Below are 1,632 nucleotides of genomic sequence, written 5' to 3'. Positions count from 1 at the left end.
ATCTCGGCTGCCGCGACGCCGGGTCTGGCCGGACTGATCCGAGCCGTCGCCAGGATGCGCGGCCCGGCATCCATCCGTCAGCGCAGCCACCGGGGTGCCCCATGTTCGATCCCATGCTCAACCTCGTCCGTCATGTCAGCCTGCGTCAGTTGCAGGTGTTCGAGGCCATCGCCCGGCTCAAGAGCTTCACCAAGGCCGCCGACGAGCTCTATCTCACCCAGCCGACGGTCTCCACCCAGATCAAGCGGTTGAGCGATGCCATCGGGTTGCCGCTGTTCGAGCAGATCGGCCGCCAGGTCCATCTCACCGAGGCCGGTCGCGAGCTGGAGGTGGCGGTCAAGGAGATGTTCGGCACCCTCGACCGCTTCGAGATGAAGGTCGCCGATCTCAAGGGGCTCAAGCGCGGCTATCTGCGTCTGTGCGTGATCAGCACCGCCAAGTATTTCGCCCCCGAGGTGCTCGGACGCTTCTGCCAGCAGCACGCCGGGGTCGACGTCTCGCTCAAGGTCACCAATCGCGATCGGGTGTTCGAGCGCTTGCTCGCCAACAAGGACGATCTCTATATCCTCGGCCAGACCCCGGATCGCGAGATCGACCTGTGCTCGCGGGTGTTCGCGCCCAATCCGCTCTATGTGGTCGCCCATCGCGACCACCCGCTGGCGCGCGAGCGCGCCATCCCGCTGGCGCGGATCGCCGAGGAGCACCTGATCATGCGCGAGCCCGGCTCGGGCATCCGCGACGTGGTGCTGCAGACCTTCGAGCGCGCCGGGTTGCGTCCGCACGTGCGCATGGAGCTCGGCAGCAACGAGGCGATCAAGCATGCCATCTACGGCAAGCTCGGGCTGTCGATTTTGTCGCTCCATACCCTGACCCAGGAGGGCGCGCGCTCGCAGCTCGCGCTGCTCGACGTCGAGGGCTTCCCGCTGCAGCGCCAGTGGCATGTCGCCCACGCCAAGGGCAAGGAGCTGTCGGTGGTGACCAGCGCCTTCATCGAGTTCCTCGACGCCGAGAGCGAGCAGCTCATCCGCCAACTCGACAAGACCCGCGCGCGATTGAGCCGCTGGGACGCCGCCGCCTAGCGCTCCCTCGTTCGGGTGCTCAGCGCGCCGGGGCGGTCAGTCGTTCGAGCAGCTCGAAGTCGATCGCCCCGCGCGCGGGGTCTCCCCGGTCACGCTCGAAGGCGCGGATCGCCGCGCGGGTACGTGGCCCGATCAGCCCGTCGACCGGTCCCGGATCGAACCCCAGCGCGACCAGCCAGCGCTGCACCCGGCGCACCAGGGCGTTGCTCAACTCGGGCGCGTCGAGTGTGCTGCCCTCGCTGTCGCAGCGGGGCAGTCGTAACAGGTCCTCGGCGTCGTCGGGGGCGGCGAGCAGGAAGGGGCGCGCCGGGTCGCAGGCGCTCGCTCCCGGCGTCGATCCCGGCTCGACCCGCGCCGTGGCCTCCGCCTCCTGTATGGACTCGATCTGCGGCGAGGGGTCATCCGGCGTGCTCTCGACCTCCGGCATGGCCTCGATCTCCGAGGTGGATTCGATCTCCGAGGTGGATTCGATCTCCGAGGTGGATTCGATCTCCGAGGTGGATTCGATCTCCGAGGTGGATTCGATCTCCGAGGTGGATTCGATCTCCGAGGT

2 protein-coding genes are annotated in these 1,632 nt (G+C 68.0%); one reads left to right on the top strand and one right to left on the bottom strand.

Annotation, left to right across the window (positions count from 1 at the left end; all coding sequences use genetic code 11):
• Positions 1-101: 101 nt before the first annotated feature.
• Complete coding sequence (locus EBL85_RS16760; protein ID WP_123141344.1) at positions 102-1,079, top strand: LysR family transcriptional regulator; 978 nt, start codon at positions 102-104, stop codon at positions 1,077-1,079.
• Between the two features lie 19 nt (positions 1,080-1,098).
• On the opposite strand, the gene EBL85_RS16755 is transcribed toward EBL85_RS16760, so the two are convergent.
• A partial coding sequence (locus EBL85_RS16755) for a peptidoglycan-binding protein (protein WP_148040586.1) occupies positions 1,099-1,632 on the bottom strand: 534 nt, incomplete at its 5' end.

Source organism: Marichromatium sp. AB32 (genome assembly GCF_003718675.1).
GTDB classification, from domain to species: domain Bacteria; phylum Pseudomonadota; class Gammaproteobacteria; order Chromatiales; family Chromatiaceae; genus Marichromatium; species Marichromatium gracile.
The sequence above is the reverse complement of the archived record's forward strand: the minus strand, read 5'-3'. Positions and strand labels throughout refer to the sequence as shown.

Excerpts from the sequence above, each read along its gene's own strand:
- EBL85_RS16760 (WP_123141344.1), top strand. The coding sequence starts at position 102 with ATGTTCGATCCCATGCTCAACCTCGTCCGTCATGTCAGCCTGCGTCAG.